Below are 19,523 nucleotides of genomic sequence, written 5' to 3'. Positions count from 1 at the left end.
GGCGAAGGCGGGCGGTCGAATGGGCGAGGCGGTGCGCGAGCCGGGGTGCCGAGCGGGGCACCCGGCGGCCAGCGTCGTCATCCCCGCGCACGACGAGGCGCAGGTGATCGAGCGCACCCTGCGCGGCCTGCTCGACCGGACGGCCGCCGGCCGCCTCGACGTCGTCGTGGTCTGCAACGGGTGCACCGACGACACCGCCGACGTGGCCCGCCGCTTCGACGGCGTCCGGGTGATCGAGGTGCCGGAGCCGTCGAAGCAGCGCGCGATGGAGGCCGGCAACCAGGCGGCCACGGCCTACCCGCGCGTGCACCTCGACGCCGACGTGACGATCTCCGGAGCCGACCTGCTGATCCTGGCGCGTGCGGTGAGCGGCGGCGTGCACGCGGCCGCGCCGACCCGGGTGCTGCCGCTGCGGCAGTCATCGTGGATCGTCCGCGGCTACTACCGCGTCTGGGAGCAGCTGCCCCAGGTGCGCGACGGCCTCTTCGGCCGCGGCGTCATCGCCCTCTCGGAGGAGGGCCAGCGTCGGGTGGACGCCCTGCCGCGGGTGCTGAGCGACGACCTGGCGGCCTCCGAGGCGTTCGCCGACTCCGAACGCCGCGTCGTCGACGACGCGTTCGCGGTGGTCCACCCACCGCGGACCACGGCCGACCTGCTGCGGCGACGCGTGCGCGTCGTGACCGGCAACGCGCAGGCGACCGATCTCGGGATCCGGCACCGGTCGTCGGTGACGACGCCGTCGGTGCTGATCCGGATGGCGGTCCGCGACCCGCGGGTCGGCGTGCGGGTCCCCCTGTTCCTCGGGATCGGGCTCGTGGCCCGCTGGAGGTCGCGCCGCGCCGTGCGCGCGGGCGACTTCACCACCTGGTTGCGCGACGAGAGCTCGCGGGCCTAGCCCGTCGAGCCCCACAGAAGACGAAAGCGGAGAACGCCATGGCGAAGAGGTCGACCCGTCCCCCCATCCGCGGCCGGGTGCCGCGGCGTGTCGCCGCGCTGGTCGTGCTGGTGCTGGGCCTGGCGGGCCTGACCGCGGTCACGACCACCAACGCCAGTGCGGCGATCGACCCGTGCGGGCCCAGCGGGAACAAGATCTCCTGCGAGAACAGCAAGCCGGGCACCGACCCGTCGGTGTGGGACGTCGAAGGTGCCGGCGACGAGTCGATCCAGGGATTCGCGACCGACATCAGCGTCAACGTCGGCCAGCGCATCGACTTCAAGGTCGACACCGACGCCTCGGCGTACACGATCACGATCTACCGCCTCGGCTACTACGGCGGCGACGGTGCCCGCGAGATCACCACGGTGCCGGTCACCGCGACGCTGCCGCAGCACCAGCCGCAGTGCATCACCGACGTCTCCACCGAGCTCTACGACTGCGGGAACTGGGCGGTCTCCGCCTCCTGGAACGTGCCGTCGACCGCCGTGTCGGGTGTTTACATCGCCCGTCTGCACCGGGCCGACCGCAACGACTCCAGTCACATCACGTTCATCGTCCGCGACGACTCCAGCCACTCCGACGTGGTCTTCCAGACCTCCGACCCGACCTGGCAGGCCTACAACCTGTACGGCGGCTCGGACTTCTACCGCGGCGCCGCCAACGGTCGCTCCTACAAGGTCAGCTACAACCGGCCGGTCATGACCCGCGACGGGATCGGCGGCCGCGACTTCTTCTTCGCCAACGAGTACCCGCTCGTCCGGTTCCTCGAGCGCAACGGCTACGACGTGAGCTACCTGGCCGGCGTCGACACCGACCGCTACGGCTCGCTGATCAGGAACCACAAGGTGTTCCTGTCGGTCGGGCACGACGAGTACTGGAGCAAGGCGCAGCGCGCGAACGTCGAGGCCGCCCGGGACGCCGGCGTGAACCTCCAGTTCCTCAGTGGGAACGAGGTCTACTGGAAGACCAGGTACGAGCCGTCGGCCGACGCCTCGCACACGGCGTACCGCACCCTGGTCAGCTACAAGGAGACCTGGTCCAACGCGAAGATCGACCCGTCGACCGAGTGGACCGGCACCTGGCGCGACCCGCGGTTCGCCCCGAAGTCGGCGGGCGGGGGCGTGCCGGAGAACAGCCTCACTGGCACGATCTACACGTCGAACTACACCGACCTGCCGATCACGGTGAGCGCGCAGGAAGGCAAGAACCGACTGTGGCGCGGCACGAGCCTCGCGTCGATGTCGAGCGGCAGCGCCGCTCTGGCCCCGCACACGGTCGGCTACGAGTCCGACGAGGACCTCGACAACGGGGCCCGGCCACCGGGCCTGATCCGGCTGTCGACGACGACCGGCCCCACGGACGAGTACCTGCAGGACTTCGGCAACACCGTGGCGCCGGGGACGACGACCCACAACATGACGATGTACCGCGCGGCGAGCGGCGCACTGGTGTTCGGCGCCGGCACCGTCCAGTGGACGTGGGGCCTGGACGCCGAGCACGACTCGCCGTTCGCCCCCGAGCCGGCCGACCCGCGGATGCAGCAGGCTCAGGTGAACCTGCTGGCCGACATGTCGGCCCAGCCGACGACCCTGCAGTCGGGGCTGGTGTCGGCCACGAAGTCCACCGACACCACGGGTCCGACCGTGACCGTCAACGCCCCGGCCGCGAACTCGACCCAGGGCAACGGCACGTCCGTGACGGTCACGGGCACCGCCACCGACGCCGGCGGCGGCGTGGTGGCCGGGGTCGAGGTCTCGACCGACGCCGGCGCCACCTGGCACGCGGCGACCGGCCGGGCCAGCTTCACCTACACCTACACCCAGCACGGCCGGGGCGCCGAGAGCGTCCGGGTCCGGGCCATGGACGACAGCGCCAACATCGGTGCGACGGTCTCGCGCACGGTGAACGTCACCTGCCCCTGCAGCGTGTTCGGCAACCGGGTGCCGCAGACACCGGCGTCGAGTGACGCGTCCGCGGCCGAGCTCGGCCTGCGGTTCTCGCCGACCAACGACGGCTTCGTCACCGGCGTGCGGTTCTACAAGGGCACGGGCAACACCGGCACCCACGTGGGCTCCCTGTGGTCGAGCAGCGGCCAGAAGCTCGCGAGCGTGACCTTCCAGAACGAGTCGGCGACCGGCTGGCAGTCGGCCACCTTCTCCTCGGCCGTGCCCGTCACCGCGGGTCAGACCTACGTCGTGTCCTACACCGTGCCCAACGGCCGCTACGCCGTGCAGCCCTGGGACTTCGCGTCCACGGGCGTCGACGCCTCGCCGCTGATGGTCGCGGGCGGGTACGGCGCCACCCCGGCCGGGGTCTTCGGCAACGCGGGCACGTTCCCGAACAGCAGCTACCAGAACTCCAACTACTTCGTCGACGTCCTGTACACCGCCTCCGACGAGTCCCCGCTCACGGCCACCAACCAGTGGCCGCTGCCGGGTTCGTCCTCGGTGCCGCGGTCGACGGCCGTCAGCGCGCAGTTCTCGAAGCCGCTGACCCAGGGGTCGGCCGGCCTGGTCCTCAAGGACGCCAACGGGGCGACGGTCGCCGGGAGCTCGGCGTACGACGCGACCACGAGGACCATCACGTTCACTCCGACGGCGGCGCTCGCCGGATTCGTGACCTACACGGCGACCCTCTCGGGCACCGACACCCAGGGCAACGCGGTGAGCAGCGGCAAGACCTGGTCGTTCCGGACCGCCAAGCCGCCGGCGACGCCAGGTGTGTGCCCGTGCTCGCTCTTCGACGAGGACACGGTGCCGACCCTGCTGCAGGACGCCGACACCGTGCCGGTCACCCTCGGCGTGCGGTTCAGCCCCGACGTCACCGGCACCGTCACGGGCGTGCGGTTCTACAAGGGCGTGAACAACACCGGCACGCACGCCGGGTCGCTCTGGTCCGCGAGCGGCACCCTGCTGGCGCAGGGGACGTTCTCCGGCGAGTCGACCACAGGCTGGCAGACGCTGACGTTCGCCCAGCCGGTCGCGGTCACCAAGAACACCGAGTACGTCGCGTCGTACCGCACCGAGGTGGGTCGCTACTCGGCGACGCCCAACGCGTTCGCGGCCGCGAACCTGTCGCGCTCGCCGTTGATCGTGACGTCGTCCGCCGGCGCCTACACCTACGGCTCGGGCTTCCCGTCGTCGACGTCCCCGTCGAGCTACCTGGTCGACGTCGTGTTCGAGAAGGGTGCCCCGACGCTGACGGTCACCGGCCAGGACCCGGCCCCCGGTGCCCTGTCGGTGCCCCGGCAGACGCCGATCACGGTCTCCTTCTCGTCGGCGATCGGCGCCGGCTACACGATGGCCGTCAAGCAGGGCAGCACCGCGATCGCCGGGTCGACGGCCCTGAGCTCGGACGGCAAGACGCTCACGTTCACCCCGGCCGCGGCGCTGCCGGCGAGCGCGGACATCACGGTCACCGTGAGCGGCGTGACGTCGATCGAGGGCGCCGCCCTGGCGACGCAGTCGTGGACGTTCCGTACCCGTGACGCCGACTCCATCTCGAACCAGACGCTCTTCGGCGACGTGGTGCCCGGTGTCCTCTCGGCCAGCGAGGGCTCGGCCGTCGAGCTCGGGACCGCGTTCACGCCGTCGAAGGACGGCACCGTGACGGCGGTGCGCTTCTACAAGGGCACCGGCAACGGCGGCACGCACGTCGGCTCGCTGTGGACGTCGAGCGGCACCAAGCTCGCCTCGGTCACGTTCGGCAACGAGACCGCCAGCGGATGGCAGCAGGCCACGCTCTCGACGCCGCTCGCCGTGTCAGCGGGGACGACGTACGTCGTGTCCTACCTGGCGCCGCAGGGCCACTACTCCTACACCAGCGGGTTCTTCGGGTCGCCGTACACCGCGGGCGACCTGACGGCGCCGGCGACGTCGAACGGGCGCTACCTCTACGGGGCGGCCGGCGGCTTCCCGACGTTCAGCTGGGGTGCGTCGAACTACTTCGTCGACGTGGTCTTCCAGCGCACCGTCGCGCCGCTCGCGATCGTGGACCGCTCGCCGGCACCGGCGGCGACCGACGTGCCGCGCAGCGCCCAGCCGTCGATCCGGGTCTCGGCGCCGCTGGCGCCGGGCTGGGCGATGACCGTCAAGCAGGGCACGACGCCGATCGCCGGGACGACCTCGCTCTCGGGCGACGGCCAGACCATCACGTTCGCGCCGGCCGCGCAGCTGCCCGCGGACGCGGATCTGACCATCGGCGTCACGGGGCTGGCGGGGACCGGCGGGGCGACGCTCGCCGACCAGTCGTGGACGTTCCACACCGAGGCGGGAGCGAGTGCGCTCAGCTCGTTGTTCTCCGGGACGACGCCGTCGATCGCGTCGATCGACGACAACGGCCCGGTCGAGCTCGGCGTCGCGTTCGTGCCGTCGGTGGCCGGGTCGGTCACCGCGATCAGGTTCTACAAGGGCGCCGGCAACACCGGGACCCACACGGGCTCGCTGTGGTCGGCCTCGGGCACCCGTCTGGCCACCGTGACCTTCACGGGCGAGACGAGCTCGGGCTGGCAGACGGCCGCGCTCTCGACGCCGGTCGCACTGACCGCGGGGACGACGTACGTCGTGTCCTACTTCGCGCCCAACGGCCACTACTCGGCGACCCCGGCGTTCTTCAACAGCCCTTACAGCGCCGGGGTCCTGAGCGCCCCGGCGGGCAGCAACGGACGCTACGTCTACGGGGCGAGCGGCGGGTTCCCGACGGGCTGGTGGAACTCCACGAACTACTTCGTGGACGTGGTGTTCCGCAGCGCCCAGAGCTGACCCACGCGGACCCTCCCCAAGTTGGGGTAAAGGCGCTCGGTCTCGGACGTCGGGCCGAGCGCCAGCCCATGGAATGACGGTGGAAGGGCGACCGATTCGGGGGCGCCGTCGCCGGCGGTGAGCCGGCTCACGATGGATGGGGGATCCATGAGTTCAGAGCGCCTCGGCGTCGCAGTGGTGGGTGCCGGCTACTGGGGGCCGAACCTGATCCGGAACTTCCGCGGCAGCGTGGACTGGGACCTGGTCGCGGTGTGCGATCTCGACACCGATCGGGCCCGCGGCGTGGTCGGAGAGCGCAGCGGCGTGGAGATCACCGCCTCGCTCGACGAGGTGCTGGCCCGCGACGACGTCGACGCGGTCGCGATCGCGACCCCGGCCCGCACCCACCGCGCCATCGCCACGGCGGCGCTCCAGGCCGGCAAGCATGTGCTGGTCGAGAAGCCGCTGGCCGACAGCGTCGCGGCGGGCCGCGAGATGGTCGACCTGGCCCGCAGCCAGGGCCTGGTGCTGATGGCCGACCACACCTACTGCTACACGCCGGTGGTCCAGCGGATCGCCGAGCTGGTCGCCGAGGGCGCGCTGGGCGAGATCCTCTTCGTCGACTCGGTGCGGATCAACCTCGGCCTGGTGCAGCCCGACGTCGACGTCTTCTGGGACCTGGCGCCCCACGACCTGTCGGTGCTCGACCGGATCCTGCCCGACGGGCTGCGCCCGCTCGGCGTCGCGGCGCAGGGCGCGGACCCGGTCGGCGCCGGCAAGGCCTGCGTCGGCTACCTCTCGCTCCCGCTCCCGGGCGGCGCGCTGGCACACGTGCACGTCAACTGGCTCAGCCCCACGAAGATCCGGCAGATGGTCATCGGCGGCAGCGAGCGGACGCTGGTCTGGGACGACCTGAACCCCCAGCAGCGCCTAAGCGTCTTCGACCGCGGCGTGGACCTGGTCCAGCAGAGCGTCGACAGCGCCGACCGGCGTACGGCGTCGATCGCGTACCGCCTGGGCGACACCTGGGCGCCGGCGCTGCCGGAGCGCGAGGCGCTCTCCGAGATGGTCGCCGAGCTCGCCCGGAGCATCCGCGAGCGACGCGCACCCCAGACCGACGGAGGCGCCGGCCTGCGCGTGCTCTCCGTGCTCGAGGCGGCGGCGACCAGCCTGCGCGCCCGCGGCGCCCTCGTCGACGTCATGTCCACCGACCAGCCCGAACTGGAGATCATCCGATGACCGACCTCAACGGAGCCCACGTCCTCGTCACCGGAGGTGCCGGGACGATCGGGTCCACCCTCGTCGACCAGCTCGTCGACGCCGGCGCCGCCCGCATCGACGTGCTCGACAACCTCGTCCGCGGCTCGGCCACCAACCTCGAGCCGGCCCTGGCGACCGGCCGGGTGAGCCTGGTCGAGGGCGACATCCGCAACCGGGACCTGGTCTACGACCTGACGCGCCGCAAGGACGTGGTCTTCCACCAGGCCGCGCTGCGGATCACCCAGTGCGCCGAGGAGCCGCGGCTCGCGCTCCAGGTGCTCGTCGACGGCACGTTCAACGTGATCGAGGCCGCCGCCGACGCGCGGGTCGCGAAGGTCGTCGCGGCGTCCTCCGCCTCGGTCTACGGGATGGCGGAGAAGTTCCCGACGCGGGAGCGGCACCACCACCACAACAACGACACGTTCTACGGGGCGGCCAAGTCCTTCAACGAGGGCATGCTCCGCAGCTTCCGGGCGATGCGCGGGCTCGACTACGTCGCACTGCGCTACTTCAACGTCTACGGCCCGCGGATGGACGTCTTCGGGCTCTACACCGAGGTCCTGGTGCGCTGGATGGAGCGGATCGCCGACGGGCAGCCGCCGCTGATCTTCGGTGACGGCCGGCAGACGATGGACTTCGTCTTCACCCGCGACATCGCGCGGGCCAACGTGCTGGCCGCGACGAGCGAGGTGACCGAGGGGCACTACAACGTCGCGAGCGGCACCGAGACCAGCCTGCTCGAACTGGCGACCACGCTGCTGCGGGTGATGGGCTCCGACCTCTCGGTGGAGCACGGCCCCGAGCGGGCGGTCAACGGCGTCGTACGCCGCCTCGCCGACACCCGGGCGGCCCGGCGCGACCTCGGCTTCGTGGCCTCGGTGGGTCTCGAGGAGGGCCTGCGGGAGCTGGTCGAGTGGTGGCGTCCGCTGCGCTCGCAGGTCGGTGGCGGCCGCCCGAAGGTCGTGACCTGGTGACCCGGATCAACGTGATGCAGCCGTGGCTCGGCGACGAGGAGGTCGACGCGGTGACCGAGGTCATCGAGTCGGGCTGGGTGGCGCAGGGGCCGCGGGTGGCCGAGTTCGAGCGCGCGTTCGCGCAGTTCCAGGAGGTCGAGTTCGCCGTCGCGACGTCGAGCTGCACGACCGCGCTGCACCTGGCCCTGGTCGTGGCCGGGATCGGCCGCGGCGACGACGTCGTGGTGCCGTCCTTCTCCTTCATCGCCACCGCCAACGCACCGACGTACGTCGGCGCACGGCCGGTGTTCGCCGACGTGGACCCGAGCACGGGCAACGTGACGGCCGAGACGCTGGCCGCGGTGCTCACGCCCACCACCCGGGCCGTCATCGTCGTCCACCAGGGCGGCGTCCCGGCCGACCTCGCGCCGATCCACCGACTCTGCGCGCCGCGCGGGATCGTGGTCGTCGAGGACGCCGCGTGCGCGGCCGGATCGACCTACCGGGGTCGTCCGGTGGGCGCCACGGCCGACATCGCCACCTGGTCGTTCCACCCGCGCAAGCTGCTCACCACCGGCGAGGGCGGGATGATCACGACCGACCGGCCCGACTGGGCCGCCCGCGCCCGGCACCTGCGGGAGCACGCCATGAGCGCGTCCGCGGCCGCCCGGCACGCGACGGTCCTCGCCCCGCCGGAGGTCTACACCGAGGTCGGCTTCAACTTCCGGATGACCGACCTCCAGGCGGCCCTCGGGCTGGTGCAACTCGGCCGGCTGCCCGCGGTCGTGGCCCGGCGCCGCGAGATCGCTGCGGCGTACCGCAAGGTGATTGCGGAGATCGACGGCCTGCGCGCCGTCGACGACCCGCCGTGGGGGACCAGCAACTTCCAGTCGTTCTGGGTCGAGGTCGAGCCGGGCTACCCGGTCGACCGCGAGGGCCTGATGGAGCGCCTCGCGGCGGCCGAGATCTCGGCCCGCCGCGGGATCATGGCCGCGCACCGGCAGCCGGCGTACGCCGGCCGCCACTTCGACGGCGTGCCGCTCCCGGTGACGGAGCGGCTGACCGACCACACGGTGATCCTGCCGGTCTTCCATCAGCTGTCCGACTCCGAGCAGGCGCGCGTGCTCGACGTCCTGGTCGACGCCGGGCGGCGACCATGAGGCCGCTCGTGCTGGTGGCGGCCGGCGGCCTCGCCCGCGAGGTCGTCGAGGCCGTGCGCGCCACCCGGTCGGGCCGCGACCTGCGGGTCGTCGACGACGACCCCGCCCGGCGCGGTGACGCGCTCCACGGCGCGCCGGTCGTCGGCGGCACCGAGACCGTCGCGGCGCTCGGCGATGTCGAGGTCGTCGTCTGCGCCGGACACGGTGCCGTCCGCCGCCGCCTCGTCGACCGGCTGCTGGCGTCCGGTGTCGACCGCCGGCAGTTCGCGACGATCGTCCACCCGGCCGTGTCCGTCCCGGTCAACTGCCGCATCGGCGCCGGGAGCGTGCTGTTGGCCGGCGTCGTGCTCACCTCCGACGTCGTCGTCGGCGAGCACGTGGTGGTGATGCCGAACGTGACGCTGACCCACGACGTCGTCGTCGACGACTACGCGACGCTGTGCGCCGGCGTCAGCCTCGGTGGCGGGGTCCGGGTCGGCCCCGCCGCCTACCTGGGCATGAACGCCGCCGTCCGCCAGGGCCTCCGCGTCGGCGCCGGCGCGACGCTCGGCATGGCCGCCGCCCTGATCAAGGACCTTCCCGCGGGCGAGACCTGGACCGGTGTCCCCGCCCGCAACGCCACCGCAACCATGAGGCAGGCTTCATGACCATCCCCTTGGTGGACCTCGCGTCGCAGCACGCCGAGATCGCCGATGAGATCCGTCCCGCGCTGGAGCGGGTGTTCGCCACGACCGCCTTCGTCGGCGGGCCGGAGGTGGCCGCCTTCGAGCGCGAGTACGCCGAGTACGTCGGCGCCGCGCACTGCGTCGGGGTCGCCAACGGCACCGACGCGATCGAGCTCGCCCTGCGCGCCGTCGGCGTCGGGCCCGGGGACGAGGTGCTGCTGCCCGCCAACACGTTCATCGCGACCGCGGAGGCGGTCTCCCACGTCGGCGCCACCCCGGTGCTCGTCGACGTCGACGAGGAGCACCTGCTCATCGACCCGGCACGGGTGGAGGGGGCGATCACCGACCGCACGAAGGCGATCCTCCCGGTGCACCTCTTCGGGCAGACGGCGTTCGTGGAGGAGCTGCAGCGGCTCGCCGACGCGGCCGGCGTCGTCCTCATCGAGGACGCCGCCCAGGCCCAGGGCGCGCGCCGCTGGGGCCGCCCGGCCGGGTCGCTCGGCCGTCTCGCGGCCACCAGCTTCTACCCCGGCAAGAACCTCGGCGCGGCCGGCGACGCCGGGGCCGTGACGACCGACGACCCGGAGCTCGCGGAGCGGGTGCGGATCACGGCCGCGCACGGGTCGCCGAGCAAGTACGTCCACGACGTCGTCGGCCGCAACTCGCGGCTGGACGCCGTGCAGGCCGTCTACCTGCGCGCCAAGCTCGCCCGCCTGGAGAAGTGGAACCAGCTCCGGCGCGAGGCCGCGACGCGGTACGACGAGCTCCTCGCGCCGTTCGACGGGATCCGACGGCCGCGGCCGGCCGCCGGCAACGAGGACGTCTGGCATCTCTACGTCGTCCGCGTCGACGAGCGCGACCGGGTCCTCGACACCCTGGCCGCGGACGGGATCGGGGTCGGCATCCACTACCCGACCCCGGTGCACCTGACGCGTGCCTACTCCCACCTCGGTCTCGGGCCGGGCAGCTTCCCGGTCGCCGAGGCGGCCGCGCACCGGATCCTCTCGCTGCCGATGTTCCCCCACCTGAGCATGGACCAGCAGGAGCGGGTCGCCGACGCGCTCGCCCGAGCCGTGGCGGTCGCCTGACATGACCGACGCCGTCGCCCACCAGCCCCCGGGGCCCGAGCGGGCCGGCCCCTCGGCGGGTCGCGCGCTCACCTGGAGTGTGGCGAACACGCTGGCGGGCCGGCTCGGCACGGTGGCCATCGGGATCGTGCTCGCGCGCATCCTCGGGCCGGAGGAGTTCGGCACGTTCGCCGTGGCGTTCGTGGCCCTGGTCGCGATCCTGAGCTTCAACGAGCTGGGCGTGAGCCTGGCGATCGTGCGCTGGCGCGACGACCCGGCCGCGATCGCGCCGACCGTCGCGACGATCTCGGTGCTGTCCAGCGCGGTGCTGACCGCGGCCGTCTGGTTCGCCGCCCCGGCGTTCACGACCGCCATGGGCGACCCCGGGGCGACCGGCGTGGTGCGCGCGCTCGGCTTCTGCGTGCTGATCAACGGGCTGGTGGCCACGCCGGCGGCCCTGCTCCAGCGCACCTTCCGGCAGGACCAGCGGCTGGTCGCGGACCAGGTCAACGTCTGGGTCGGGGCGTTCGTGTCGGTCGGCCTCGCGCTGCTCGGCGGCGGCGCGATGGCGCTCGCGCTCGGGCGCCTGGCCGGCGCCGGCACGTCGGCGCTGCTCTTCTGGCACTACTCGCCGCTGCCCCTGCGGTTCGGCGTCGAGCGCCGGTACGTCCGGCCGCTGCTCCGCTTCGGCCTGCCGCTCGCCGGGGCGAGCGTGATCGTCTTCCTGGTCGGCTTCGTCGACCAGCTCGCGGTCGGTCGGGTGCTCGGGCCGGTGCAGCTGGGCTTCTACGTGCTCGCGGTCAACCTCGCCAGCTGGCCGGTGACCGTGCTCTCCCAGCCGCTGCGCAGCGTCGCGCCTGCGATGTTCGCCCGCCTGCAGGACGACCCGGCGCGGATGCACCGGGACTTCCAGGCGGTCCTCCGGCCGCTGTGCGTGGTCGCGCTGCCCATGTGCGTGGTGCTCGCCGTCACCGCGCCGGACGTCGTCTCGCTGGTGTACGGCGCGCAGTGGGCGCCGGCGGCCGAGCCGCTGCGCTGGCTCGCGGTGGCCGCCGCCGCGCGGATCTTCTTCGAGCTCGCCTACGACTACCTCGTCGTGCTCGGCCGGTCGCGCCAGATCCTGATGCTCCAGGTCGTCTGGGTGATCGTGCTGGCGCCGACGGTCGTTCTCGCGGTCCGGGAGTGGGGGATCGCAGGGGCGGGTGCGGCGCTCGTGGGCGTGGCAGCGGTGGTCAGCCTGCCGCTGTACGTCCGCGAGCTCGGTCGGGCCGGCATCGCCGGCCGCGGGATGGCGGTTGCCGCGGGCCCGGGCCTCCTCGGAGCCCTCGTCGTCGGTCTCGCGGCGGCCGCGATCGACTGGCTCGTCGGGCCGGCGCTCGTCGTACTCGTGCTCTCGGGGCTGTGCCTGCTCGGGGTCACCGCCGGGCTGCTCTGGCTCAACCGCTCGGCCCTGCGGGTGTTCCGGACCGCACCGCCCGCTGCCGCCCAGGCCGGCACCGCCGGTGCCGTTGCGGGGGCGACGTCGTGAGGATCCTCACCTACCCCCACGACCTGGCCCTCGGCGGCAGCCAGCTCAACGCGATCGAGCTCTCCGCGGCGCTGCGCGACCGCGGCCACGAGGTGGTGGTCTACGGGCGGCCGGGCGCGCTGGTGGACACGGTGCGGTCCCTCGGACTCGAGTTCCTGACGGCGCCCGACCCGGGGCGCCGGCCCTCGCCGCGGGTCGCCCGCGACCTGGCCGGGCTGGTCCGCGAACGCCGGATCGACGTGCTGCACGGCTACGAGTGGCCGCCGGGCCTCGAGTGCAACCTCGCGGGCCGGCTGTCCGGCGCCCTCTCCATGACCACGGTCATGTCGATGTCGGTGGCGCCGTTCCTGCCCCGCTCGATGCCGGTCGTGGTCGGCACCGAGCAGATCGCGGACGCCGAGCGCCGCGCCGGCCGGCACCGCGTCCGCGTCCTGGAGCCCCCGGTCGACGTCGTCGCGAACCGGCCCGACGACGCGCTCGGGCGGGACTTCCGGGTCCGGCAGGGGATCGGCGACGACTTCACCGTCGTGTGCGTCAGTCGGCTCGCCCACCAGCTGAAGCTCGAGGGCATCCTCACCGCGATCGACGCCGTGGGCCGGCTCGCCGCCGCGGCACCGGTCCGGCTGGTCGTGGTCGGCGACGGCCCGGCCCGGGCGGAGGTGGAGCGACGGGCCGACCTGGTGAACGTGCGCACCGGCCGGCCGGTGGTGGTGCTGACCGGAGCGATCGACGACCCGCGCCCGGCGTACGCCGCCGCCGACGTCGTGCTCGGCATGGGCGGGTCCGCGCTGCGGGCGGCAGCGTTCGGCAAGCCGCTGGTGGTGCAGGGCGAGGGCGGCTTCTTCCGCCTCCTCACCCCGGAGTCGCTCCCCGACTTCCTGTGGACCGGTTGGTACGGCTACGGCGGCGCCGACCGGCCGCCGGTCGACCTGCTCGCGGACCTCCTCGCGGGGCTCGCCGTCGACGAGCCTCGGCGCCGCGACCTGGGGCGGTTCAGCCGCGCGGTGGTCGAGCAGCGGTTCGCGCTGACCGAGGCGGCGGCCCGGCAGGAGGCGATCTACGACGCCGCCCTCCGCGAGCGGCGCCGGGGCGCCGACCGGGCCTGGACGACGCTCGCCGCCGACGGCGCCGCGGCCGGCCGGTTCGCCGACTACCACCTGCGCCGGCGCCTGGCCCGCCTCCGCGGCCGCCGGGCCGCCGACGACTTCAACGCCCAGCCGCTCGCGCGGCGCGCCGACGGGTCCGGCGAGCGGCGGCCCGAGCCCGGTCGAGACGGCGCCGCGCTCCTCTACTTCGCGGGTGCACCGTGGAGCGCGGTGACCGGCACCGACAAGCACCTGGCCGGCGAGCTGGCCCGCACCCGGGACGTGATCTGGATCGACCCGCCGATGTCCTGGCGGGCCCGCCGGCGCCGCGGCCTCCAGGTCCCGCTCGTGACCGAGCCGATCCCGGGGCTGGTGCGGGTCAGCACCTCGTGCGTCCCGGGAGTCAGCCGACCGGTCCTGCGCCGGCTGACGCGGCTGCACGCCGACCTCGACGCCCGGCGGGTGGTCCGCGACCGCGGGGTCGCGATCGCCGGCGTCGTCGTGAGCGACCCCGAGCAGCGCTTCCCGCGATGGGTCGACGCCCCGCGGGTCTACTTCGAGACCGATGACTTCGTCGCGGGCGCCGAGCTGCTGGGCCGGAGCGCCGGCTACGCACGTGCCTGCCGCCGGCGCAACGTCGCCGACTGCGACGTCGTCGTCGCCGTCACCCAGGACCTCGTCGACGTGCTCGCCGCCGGCCGGCGGCCCGGGCTGGTGCTGCCCAACGGCACCGACGCCGAGCACTACGGCGACGTGGCGCGGATCGTGGCTGCTCCCGAGGTGTTGCTGGCCGGGCCGATCGCCGGTGTCGTCGGGCAGCTCAACGAGCGGCTCGACCTGGGGAGCCTCGACGCCGTCGCGGCCACCGGTGCCAGCCTGCTCCTCGTCGGCCCGCGCTACGAGGAGTGCCCGGAGACACGGGCGCGCCTGGACGCGCTGATCGCCCGGCCCAACGTGCAGTGGATCGACCGGCAGCCGTTCGAGCGGCTGCCGGAGTTCATGGCGGCGCTCGCCGTCGGGCTCACGCCGTACGCCGTCACCGACTTCAACCGCGCCAGCTTCCCGCTCAAGACGCTGGAGTACCTCGCCGCCGGCCGGCCCGCGGTGTCGACCGACCTGCCGGCCGCCCGGGCGCTCGAGACCGACCTCGTCGAGCTGGTCACCACCCCGCAGGAGTTCGCCAGCCGCACGCTCGCCCTGCTGTCGGCACCGCCCGACGAGGCGCTCGTGGCCCGCCGGCAGGCGTTCGCCCGGCAGCACAGCTGGGCGGAGCGGGCCCGGCGCCTGGAGCAGATCGTGGCGCTCGCCGGCTCCGGTCCCGGCACCGATCGAGAGGGAGACCGATGACGCACCTGGCCACGCTCGCCGGCGACGTGCCGGGGTTCGCCGCCTTCACCACGGCCGGGCCCGGCGCCGCACACCTGCTCGCCGAGCGGGTGCGGGCGGCGCGCGGCGGGTGGCTCGTCGACCTCGACGACCGCTCGGCGGCCGTGGTCTGGGGCGGTCCGGAGCGCAGCCCGGACTCGAGCCCGACCGAGACCTGGCAGGTCGTGCTCGGCGCCACCGCGCGCACCGACGAGCGCGCCCTGACGCGCGCCGACGTACGCCGCCTGCTCGGCGCCGGCGACGCCGGCTCGCTGCTGGCCGAGGTGATCCCGCCGTTCGCCGCCGCGGGCTGGCGCCCCGACGACGGCTGCGTCACGGCCGTCGTGGACTGGCTCGGCTTCCGACACGTCTACCTCGCCACCGGACCCGGCTGGTCGGGGGTCTCGTCCTCGGCCGCGGTGCTCGGCGGCTGCGTGGGCGACGGGCTGGACCGCACCGCCGTGCTGGTGCAGTCGCAGCTGGGCTGGCAGACCGGAGGGCGCAGCCTGCACTCCGGCGTGCGCAAGGTCGGCGCCGGCTCCCGCGTGGCGCTGCGTTCGGGCGGGGTCCGCGAGACGGTGGTCGTGCCGTCGGCGGCCCGGGCCGCGCCGACGGACGGCCCGCCCGAGCGCGCCGCCGCGGACACGGTCGCGGAGGTGGTGGCCCGGTTCCTCGACGACCACGACGACGCCCTGCTCCAGCTCACCGGCGGCCTGGACTCCCGGATCCTGCTCGGTGCGATCCCGCGGTCGCGGCGGCCGCGGGTCGAGGCCCTGACGCTCGCCGTGCCCGGCTCGCCCGACGCCGAGATCGCTGGCCGGCTGTCCCGGGCCGAGGGCATGCGGCACCGCGTGATCGACCTCGACGGGCTGGCCGACCTCGACCCGGGAGAGGCCCATGCGCTGACCGCGGCCGCGTCGAGGCGGGTCGAGGGCATGGCCGACCCGCTCGCCCTCGCCTCTCTGCTCTGGGCCGAGCGGGGGATCGGCGGGCGCCCGCGGCTGGCCGGGCTGGGCGGTGAGGTCGCCCGTGGCTTCTACTACTTCGGACCGGCCGTCCGCCTGCGGGTCCGCCCGCTGTTGTCGACCGGGCTCGCGCGCTGGCGGATGTTCCCGAACGAGTCCGTCGAGGCGGACGCGCTGCTGCCCGAGCTCGGCTCGGTCGCGCCGGAGATCGCCGCCGCCGAGGTGCACCGCGAGCTCGCGGCTGCGCACCGGTCGTGGTGGCCCGCGACCGACGAGTTCTACCTGTGGCAGCGGATGCAGCGCTGGGCGGGGACGCTCGCCTCGGCGACGGCGTACGACCGGAGCACGGTCAACCCGATGCTGAGCCGGCGCTTCATCGACCTGGCCCGGTGTCTCGGGCCGGGGGAGAAGCGCTCCATGCGCTACCTCGGCCGGATCCTCCTGGAGACCGACCCCGCGCTGGCCGACATCGAGCTCGACGGCCGCCCGACGCCGCGCACCTATGCCGAGCCCACGTGGGCGAACTCCTGGCGGCTGGGCCGGGTGCAGGCCCAGAAGGTGGTCGGGAAGGCGCGGCAGCGGACGTCGCGGACGACCCGGCCGCCGGCCGGTGGGGAGATCATGGCGGCGAAGGTGCTCGCGCACTGGCGCGCCGACCCGGCGGACCTCTCGCTGCTGGCCGGGATCCTCCGCCCGGACTGGCTCGACCAGGTCGTCGCCGGTGACCGGACTCCCGTCCCGTCCACCGTGGCCCTGATGGTCAACCTCAGCCAGGCCGCGCGCGGAGCGATGGATCAGGCGGGCACCAGCGTGTCCCCGCAGTGGGCCTCGGCGGGCCGCGTGCTCGGCCGCAGCAGCGCACGGATGGCGGTGCGGGACTGATGATGACCGCGAACCGCCCAGCTCGCCTCCGACAGGATCGTCAGCAGGTAGTAGCAGAGACCCGCCGCCGCGCCGGATCGACGCCGGTAGAGCCGCACCCGGTTGAGGATCTGGAGCGTGTGGGTGAAGTCGTTCTGCCCGGACGCCCCGCCGATGTGCATCGCGGTCGCGGACGGCTCGTACCACGTGAGCCAGCCGCGGTCGCGGGCCCGCAGGCAGTAGTCCGTCTCCTCGGAGTAGAGGAAGAACGACTCGTCCCACTCGCCCACGTCGTCGAGGCAGTCGCGGCGGATCGCGAGGATGGCGCCGAGCGCCCAGTCGACCGGACCGGGCCGCTCGTAGGCGCGCGGCTCGTGGACGTACTCCGAGAGCGCCGGCACCCGGGTGCGGCTGAGCCCGAGCGCGCGAGCCAGCGTGGGGGTGCGGCGCAGCGACAGGTGCAGGCTGCCGTCCTCGGAGTGGACCCGCGGGGCGGTGATCCCGACGCCGGGTCGCTGCAGCGGCTCGAGCAGCCGGCGTACCGATCCCGGGTCGAGGCGCACGTCGGGGTTCAGCACCAGGACCGCCGGCGCGGGGGCCGCGTGGCGCACGCCGGCGTTGATGCCGGCGGCGTAGCCGTGGTTGGGCGCCCGCACGACCCGGCAGTCGTCGCGGGCGTCGAGGAGCTCGGCCGTCGCGTCGGTGGAGGAGTTGTCCACCACGACGACGTCGGCGCTCAGCCCGTCGAGGCCGGCGGGCAGGCTGTCGAGGAGGTCGAGCACCACGCCGGCGCTGTTGTAGGTCACCACGATGACGGCCACGTCGGGCTGCATGCCATGAGGATAGGTGCCCGAGGGGCCGGTGCGCCGGGCGTTGCGCGGAGGTGGCGGTCATGAGGCTGCTGCTCGTCGCGCCGACCGTCGACCCCGACGACGTCGGCGAGTCGTGGGTCGCCTGGCAGTGGGCGCAGCACCTGAGCTCTCGACACGAGGTGACGCTGCTGACCTACCGCAAGCGCGGGCATGCGAGCGTCGTGGACCGGCTGCCGGCGGCGCGGGTCGTCGAGTGGGTCGAGCCGCCGGTGCTCGGCTCGGCCGAGCGGCTCAACAGCCTGATGAAGCCCGGCTACGTCCCGTTCCACGTCCGCGCGCGGCGCTGGATCCACCGGGCGACGGCCCGCGGCGAGCGCTTCGACGTCGGTCACCAGCCGTTGCCGGTCGCGATGCGCTACCCGTCGCCGCTGCGCGGCTCCGGCATCCCGTACGTGCTCGGGCCGGTCGGCGGCGGACTCCAGTCGCCGCCCGCCTTCGAGTCGGAGGACACCGCGCCGTGGTACCTGGCGCTGCGTCGCCTCGACCCGTGGCGGCTGCGGCACGACCCGCTGCTGCGCGCGACGTACGAGGAGGCGGCGTGCGTGCTGGGCATCGCGTCGTACGTCGGCGACGCGCTGAGCGGGCTGCGGGTCCGCCGCCTGGAGATCCTCTCCGAGACCGGGCTCGAGGAGCTGCCGCGGGCCTCCCGCCCGGCCCACCGGGCGGGGCCGCTGCGGCTGATCTTCGTGGGCCGGCTGATCCGCACCAAGGGCGCCCGCGACGCGATCGCGGCGATGGGGCACCTGCGCGACCTCGACGTGGTCCTCGACGTGGTCGGCGACGGGTTCGACCGGGCCGAGTGTGAGCGGCTCGCCGGGGTGCTCGGCGTGGCCGACCGCGTGGTGTTCCACGGCGCCCAGCCACGCGAGCGGGTCGACGCGCTCTACGGCGCCGCCGACGTGTTCGTCTTCCCGAGCTTCCGCGAGCCCGGCGGGAACGTCGTGTTCGAGGCGATGGGCCACGGGCTGCCGCTCGTCGTGAGCGACCGCGGCGGGCCGGGGAGCGCGGTGGACGACACGTGCGGCATCCGGGTGCCGCCCACCGAACCGGAGCGCTATGCGGCCGACCTCGCCGCGGCGGTCCGGCGGCTCGACGCCGACCCGGCGCTGCGCCGCCGCATGGGTGCGGCCGCGCGGGTCCGGGTGGCCACCGTCGGGCTCTGGTCGGCGAAGGTCGACGCCGCGGACCGGATCTACGACGAGGTCGTCGCCGACCACCTGCGCACGGCGCGTGCCGTGCCACCTGACGTGTCACCTGCCGATCGGATCGAGGGAGAGCCATGTACCTGACGGAGCTGGCGCAGAGCCTGAAGAGGCGCTGGTACCTGCTGTTGGCGGTGACGGTGCTGGCCGTGATCGCGACGACGTTCATCGTCTCGCGGCTCCCGGCCACCTACCGCGCGAACGCCAGCATCGTGCTGGTGCCGCCGGAGACGACACTCGGCGACACCGGCAACCCCTACCTCTTCCTCGGCGGCCTCGAGCAGAGCGTCGACGTGCTGAGCCGGGACCTCGGCTCCGAGCAGGTGCGTGAGCAGATGGCCCAGCAGGGAGGCTCCGCGGCGTCGTACACGGTGACGCCGGACTACACCACGAGCGCCCCGATCGTCCTGGTGACCACCGAGGCGAGCTCGGCGGCCGCCGCCGACGCGATGCTCGACGCCGTCGTCGACCAGGTGCCGGTCAGCCTGGCCCGGCTCCAGACAGCCCTCGCGGTCAGCGGGTCGGCCCAGATCACCACCCAGCTGATCGCGCGGAGCGAGAAGCCGGAGACCGTCATGTCGGGCCGCTACCGGGCCATGGTCATGGTCGGCGGCGCCCTCATGGTCGCCGGCGTGCTCTTCGTCGCCATGGTCGACGGGCTGCTGCGCCGACGCCGGCTGCGCGCCGAAGCCGCCGCCGACGGCGAGGACGAGGCTCCGACGGGGGAGGGGCGACTACCGACGTTCTGGCCGCGCCAGCGCGGCGCCGGTCCGACCGACCCCCCGGAGCCGCCCTCGACCGAGGCCGACGCCCCGGAGCCGGCCTCGCTCGACAAGCGCCGGAAGACGGGAACGGACGGCTGAG

The 19,523-nt window shown here is 74.0% G+C and carries 13 protein-coding genes; 12 read left to right on the top strand and 1 reads right to left on the bottom strand.

What is annotated here, in order from left to right; genetic code table 11:
• The first annotated feature begins 19 nt into the window (after positions 1-19).
• The 10 genes from KM427_RS21335 (at position 20) to KM427_RS21290 (ending at position 16,606) form a co-directional block, all read left to right on the top strand.
• A complete protein-coding gene (locus KM427_RS21335; protein WP_215525235.1) occupies positions 20-895 on the top strand; it encodes a glycosyltransferase in 876 nt (291 codons plus the stop codon).
• 38 nt (positions 896-933) lie between these two features.
• The gene (locus tag KM427_RS21330; RefSeq protein WP_215525234.1) at positions 934-5,697 is read left to right on the top strand and encodes a DUF4082 domain-containing protein; all 4,764 of its coding nucleotides are present in this window, start codon (positions 934-936) and stop codon (positions 5,695-5,697) included.
• A 147-nt stretch (positions 5,698-5,844) separates the two neighbouring features.
• Positions 5,845-6,915, top strand: coding sequence for a Gfo/Idh/MocA family protein (locus KM427_RS21325; protein ID WP_215525233.1), 1,071 nt, complete (start codon positions 5,845-5,847; stop codon positions 6,913-6,915).
• Positions 6,912-7,910 (top strand): NAD-dependent epimerase/dehydratase family protein, encoded by a 999-nt coding sequence (locus KM427_RS21320; RefSeq protein WP_215525232.1) that lies wholly within the window; start codon positions 6,912-6,914, stop codon positions 7,908-7,910. The genes KM427_RS21325 and KM427_RS21320 overlap by 4 nt, the downstream gene beginning before the upstream one ends.
• Positions 7,907-9,049, top strand: coding sequence for a DegT/DnrJ/EryC1/StrS family aminotransferase (locus KM427_RS21315; protein ID WP_215525231.1), 1,143 nt, complete (start codon positions 7,907-7,909; stop codon positions 9,047-9,049). The genes KM427_RS21320 and KM427_RS21315 overlap by 4 nt, the downstream gene beginning before the upstream one ends.
• Positions 9,046-9,696: a NeuD/PglB/VioB family sugar acetyltransferase gene (locus KM427_RS21310; protein WP_215525230.1), complete on the top strand. Its 651-nt coding sequence runs from the start codon at positions 9,046-9,048 to the stop codon at positions 9,694-9,696. The genes KM427_RS21315 and KM427_RS21310 overlap by 4 nt, the downstream gene beginning before the upstream one ends.
• Positions 9,693-10,802 carry a DegT/DnrJ/EryC1/StrS family aminotransferase gene (locus KM427_RS21305; protein ID WP_215525229.1) on the top strand — a complete coding sequence of 370 codons (1,110 nt, stop codon included), beginning with the start codon at positions 9,693-9,695 and terminating at the stop codon, positions 10,800-10,802. The genes KM427_RS21310 and KM427_RS21305 overlap by 4 nt, the downstream gene beginning before the upstream one ends.
• A gap of 1 nt (position 10,803) precedes the next feature.
• The gene (locus tag KM427_RS21300; RefSeq protein ID WP_215525228.1) at positions 10,804-12,309 is read left to right on the top strand and encodes a lipopolysaccharide biosynthesis protein; all 1,506 of its coding nucleotides are present in this window, start codon (positions 10,804-10,806) and stop codon (positions 12,307-12,309) included.
• On the top strand, positions 12,306-14,741 hold the full coding sequence (locus tag KM427_RS21295; protein WP_215525227.1) for a glycosyltransferase: 2,436 nt from the start codon (positions 12,306-12,308) through the stop codon (positions 14,739-14,741). Before KM427_RS21300 ends, KM427_RS21295 begins: the two co-directional genes overlap by 4 nt.
• Complete coding sequence (locus KM427_RS21290; protein ID WP_215525226.1) at positions 14,738-16,606, top strand: hypothetical protein; 1,869 nt, start codon at positions 14,738-14,740, stop codon at positions 16,604-16,606. Before KM427_RS21295 ends, KM427_RS21290 begins: the two co-directional genes overlap by 4 nt.
• Here the strand turns inward: KM427_RS21290 and KM427_RS21285 are convergent.
• Positions 16,519-17,418: a glycosyltransferase family 2 protein gene (locus KM427_RS21285; protein ID WP_183591789.1), complete on the bottom strand. Its 900-nt coding sequence runs from the start codon at positions 17,416-17,418 to the stop codon at positions 16,519-16,521. The two genes, KM427_RS21290 and KM427_RS21285, sit on opposite strands and share 88 nt — an antisense overlap.
• 59 nt (positions 17,419-17,477) lie before the next feature.
• Between KM427_RS21285 and KM427_RS21280 the strand changes: the two genes are divergently transcribed.
• Together KM427_RS21280 and KM427_RS21275 are read left to right on the top strand one after the other, a co-directional pair.
• Positions 17,478-18,746, top strand: coding sequence for a glycosyltransferase family 4 protein (locus KM427_RS21280; protein WP_215525225.1), 1,269 nt, complete (start codon positions 17,478-17,480; stop codon positions 18,744-18,746).
• Positions 18,737-19,522 (top strand): hypothetical protein, encoded by a 786-nt coding sequence (locus KM427_RS21275; protein WP_183591787.1) that lies wholly within the window; start codon positions 18,737-18,739, stop codon positions 19,520-19,522. Before KM427_RS21280 ends, KM427_RS21275 begins: the two co-directional genes overlap by 10 nt.
• The last annotated feature ends 1 nt before the right edge of the window (position 19,523 follow it).

Origin of the sequence: Nocardioides sp. LMS-CY (assembly GCF_018732145.1) — a bacterium.
Lineage (GTDB): Bacteria > Actinomycetota > Actinomycetes > Propionibacteriales > Nocardioidaceae > Nocardioides > Nocardioides soli.
This window is presented reverse-complemented; position numbering and strand designations above follow the sequence as displayed.